The organism is Azospirillum sp. TSO35-2, assembly GCF_003116095.1.
Classification (GTDB): domain Bacteria; phylum Pseudomonadota; class Alphaproteobacteria; order Azospirillales; family Azospirillaceae; genus Azospirillum.
Window position 1 is genome coordinate 1,865,427 of sequence record NZ_LGRA01000021.1, and the last position, 3,589, is coordinate 1,869,015.

Genomic DNA, 3,589 nt, shown 5'->3' on the forward strand with positions numbered 1-3,589 from the left:
ATCCAGGTCCACGAACGCCTGGTAGGCGGCCATGATGAACTTGGCGGCGGCACCGACCTGCTTGCCTTCCAGCCCGAGGGCGAAGGCGACCTTGCGGGTGTGGTAGCCCTGGATGCCGGTCGCCGGGTCGATGCTGACCTTGACGATCTTCTCCGGCGTGTTGTGGGCGACCTCTTCGATCTCCATGCCGCCTTCGGTCGACGCCATGATGGTGACGCGGCCGGTGGCGCGGTCGATCAGCATGCCGAGATACAGCTCGCGCTTGATGTCGGCGCCTTCCTCGACGTACAGGCGCTTGACCTCGCGGCCGTCCGGACCGGTCTGCTTGGTGACCAGCACGTGGTTCAGCATCTCGGCGGCGTTCTTGCCGACATCCTCGATCGACTTGACGACGCGGACGCCGCCCTTGCCCTCGGGGTTGCCCTTGAAGCGCCCGGCGCCGCGGCCGCCGGCGTGGATCTGGGACTTCACGACCCAGACCGGACCGCCCAGCTCGCGGGCGACCGTCTCGGCCTCCTGCGGGGTGTAGGCAACGCCGCCGCGGGGAACCGCGACGCCGTACTTCTTCAGCAGGCCTTTCGCCTGGTACTCATGGATGTTCATCGGGCGTCCATCTGTTTTTTGGTTCGGCTGACGAGAACGGATCGACTGGCGACGGAACGGGCGCGTCCCCGACCGTCCCACCGGTCCGTCGTTGCGGACCGGCGGCGGGCGGCCGGGAAACGCGCGGATCGCCTTAGGAAGCGGCCTTCTCGGCGTCCAGCTTCTTCACGACGTCGACCAGCGTCTTCACCGCGTCGACGGAGTTCTGGAACATCGCCTTCTCGTCGTCGTTCAGCTCGATCTCGATGATCTTCTCGACGCCGCCGGCGCCGATGATCACGGGAACGCCGACGTAGAGGTCGTCCTGGCCATACTGGCCGCTCAGATGGGCGGCGACCGGCAGGACGCGCTTCTGGTCCTTCAGGTAGGACTCGGCCATCTGGATGGCGGACGCGGCCGGGGCGTAGAAGGCCGAGCCGGTCTTCAGCAGCTTGACGATCTCGGCGCCGCCGTCACGGGTGCGCTGCACGATGGCGTCCAGCTTCTCCTGCGTGGTCCAGCCCATCTTGACCAGGTCGGGCAGCGGGATGCCGGCGACGGTCGAGTAGCGGACGAGCGGGACCATGGTGTCGCCGTGGCCGCCCAGCACGAAGGCGGTGACGTCTTCGACCGACACCTTGAACTCTTCCGCCAGGAAGTAGCGGAAACGGGCCGAGTCGAGCACGCCGGCCATGCCGACCACGCGCTCCGCCGGCAGGCCGGACGCCTGCTGCAGCACCCAGACCATGACGTCGAGCGGGTTGGTGATGACGATGACGAACGCGTTCGGAGCGTACTTGCCGATGGCCTCGCCGACCGTCTTGCAGACGCCGCTGTTGATGCCGATCAGGTCGTCGCGGCTCATGCCCGGCTTGCGCGGGATGCCGGCGGTGACGATGACGACGTCGGCGCCCTCGATGATCGAGTAGTCGTTGCCGCCGGTCAGGCTGGAGTTGAAGCCCTCGACCGGGGAGGTTTCGGCCAGATCCAGGGCCTTGCCGGCCGGAACGCCTTCGGCGATGTCGAACAGGACGACGTCGCCCAATTCCTTTTGAGCAGCGAGCAGAGCCAGCGTGCCACCAATCTGGCCAGCGCCGACGAGCGCAATCTTCTTGCGAGCCATGGAGCGTTCCCTAAAACGTTTGAGCGTCCCCCATTCAGCGGGAGACTAGAACCGATGGTCATTCTAACGTCTTAGGGATCCAGCGCCCCGAGATTTCGGAAGCGTAGGTAGCGCGTTTTGTCGCGGAGAGCAAGCCCGACCACAAGCGGGGCATTGCAGCTTTGCGTCGCACCCCCGATGATCCTTCCCTATGCATGGGCGATCGGGCTCTATACGTATGTGTCCGGTCCGATCAGCAACCCGTTCCAGACGGTCGAAGGAGAGCGTTCATGGCCTCACTCGTGGCCCGTATCATTCCCTGCCTGTCCATGTCGCTGCCGCTGGCCCTGGCGGCCGGCCTTGCCCATGGCCAGACGGTCGGCGACTACCGCGCCGCCATCGCCGCCGCGCCGGTCACCGACGCCGTCGCGGAGGCCAGCGTCGCCCATTGCCAGCCGCTGACCAACTACGTCTTCACCTCGATCCCGGACGACCGGCGGTCGGGCTGGGTGCTGCCGCTCGTCACGCTGTCGGGGTCGCAGACGGCGGAGATCGCGGCCAAGCGCGACGCCTGCGCCCAGGTGCGCAAGCAGCCGCTGATCGCCTTCGACGCCGGCACCGGCGAGCAGATCGTCACCCCGGCGGAGGCGATGCAGCTGGAGACCGACAGCAGCCCCTATTACAAGGAGCCGCCGGCCGACGCGCCGATCCCGCGCACCGGCCGCGCCACCCCGCGCCAGCCGATGCCGCGCGGCGGCGTGCAGTAATTGGGGTGAAGTCGGGCCGTCAGGCCCCGACGACGCCGTAGCGCTCCAGGTGGCGGGCCATCTCGGCGGGGGACAGCGGGAAACCGCTGCCCTGCCGGGCGTTCAGCATGGCGCGCGGGTGGATGCCGGCGGCGCGCGCCTGGATCTGCATGGCGCAGCGCATCGACAGGCCGGCGCGCCAGACCAGCGCGGTAACCGCGCCGGCGTCGTGCGCGTCGAGGATCACATCCACCACCGTCGGCGCGACGCGGGCCCGCAGGGTCAGCGCCGCCCGCACGAACCCCGTCTCGTTCCACGACAGCGCGTCGCCCAGCGCCGTCTCGTCCAGCCGGCCCTGGCGGTGCAGGCGGACGGCGCGGCGTTCGGGCGATTCGGCCGATTCGGGCGCCTCGGCCCAGTCGATGCGGCGGCGGGTGGTCGCGGCGATGTCCGCCACGGTGGCGTCGTCGAAATCGGGGCGCCGCCGCAACTGCTCGACCACCGCAAGATCGACGAAGTCGGCCAGCCGCACCGCCAGCCGGCGCGGCAGGGCCGGCCGGCGCGCCAGCTTGTCCTGCCATTCGGGATGGTGGGCCGCCGCCTCGACCAGCCGGTCCAGCGTCGGTTCGGCGATCACCGCCCCGTTGTTGTCGAGCAGCAGGCCGGTCGCCGCCGCGTCGCCGCTGCCGGCGATGGCGTCGGACAGCGCGGCGCCGATGTGGTGGCGCCGGGCGATGGCCGACAGCGCCCAGCCGGCCGGCGCCGCGGCGACGATGTCCAGCAGATCCTCGTCGCTGAGCGCGGCGCAGCAGCGCAGCACCGGCTCGGCCACCGACCGTTCGACGTCGCGCGCCAGCTTGGCGACCACGGCGGGCGGTGCGCAGGCGATGTCCTTGATCGAGGTGGCCAGCGCCTCGCGCACCCGCAGGATGTGGTCGCGGGCCAACTGCTCCAGCGCACGCACCGCCACCGTGGTGACGGTGTCGGCGCCGTCCGGCGGCAGGTCGGGCAGCAGGCGGCACAGCTTGCGGGCCAGCGCCGAACGCACCGTGGCATCGCCCATCCCGGCCAGCCGCGATTCGACCAGCGCGTCGCCGACCCGGCGGGCGACGCTGCGCGTTTCCACCGCGGGGGCAGGGGCAGGGGCAGGGGCAGGGGC

At 70.1% G+C, this 3,589-nt stretch carries 4 protein-coding genes; 1 reads left to right on the top strand and 3 read right to left on the bottom strand.

Going from position 1 to position 3,589, the window contains the following annotated elements; all coding sequences use genetic code 11:
- Positions 1-603: ATP-grasp domain-containing protein (locus TSO352_RS24545; protein ID WP_199231711.1), on the bottom strand; the 603-nt coding region annotated here is incomplete at its 3' end.
- Positions 604-736: 133 nt separating this feature from the next.
- Entirely contained in the window at positions 737-1,705 is a 969-nt protein-coding gene (gene mdh, locus TSO352_RS24550) for a malate dehydrogenase (RefSeq protein ID WP_109109770.1), read from the bottom strand.
- A 269-nt stretch (positions 1,706-1,974) separates the two neighbouring features.
- On the opposite strand from mdh, the gene TSO352_RS24555 reads away from it, so the two are divergent.
- Positions 1,975-2,451 (top strand): hypothetical protein, encoded by a 477-nt coding sequence (locus tag TSO352_RS24555; protein WP_109109771.1) that lies wholly within the window; start codon positions 1,975-1,977, stop codon positions 2,449-2,451.
- Positions 2,452-2,470: 19 nt separating this feature from the next.
- Here TSO352_RS24555 and TSO352_RS24560 read toward each other — a convergent pair.
- A partial coding sequence (locus tag TSO352_RS24560; RefSeq protein ID WP_109110853.1) for a DUF2336 domain-containing protein occupies positions 2,471-3,589 on the bottom strand: 1,119 nt, incomplete at its 5' end.

Coding starts and splice junctions, on each gene's coding strand:
- mdh (WP_109109770.1), bottom strand. CDS start 1,705: ATGGCTCGCAAGAAGATTGCGCTCGTCGGCGCTGGCCAGATTGGTGGC.
- TSO352_RS24555 (WP_109109771.1), top strand. CDS start 1,975: ATGGCCTCACTCGTGGCCCGTATCATTCCCTGCCTGTCCATGTCGCTG.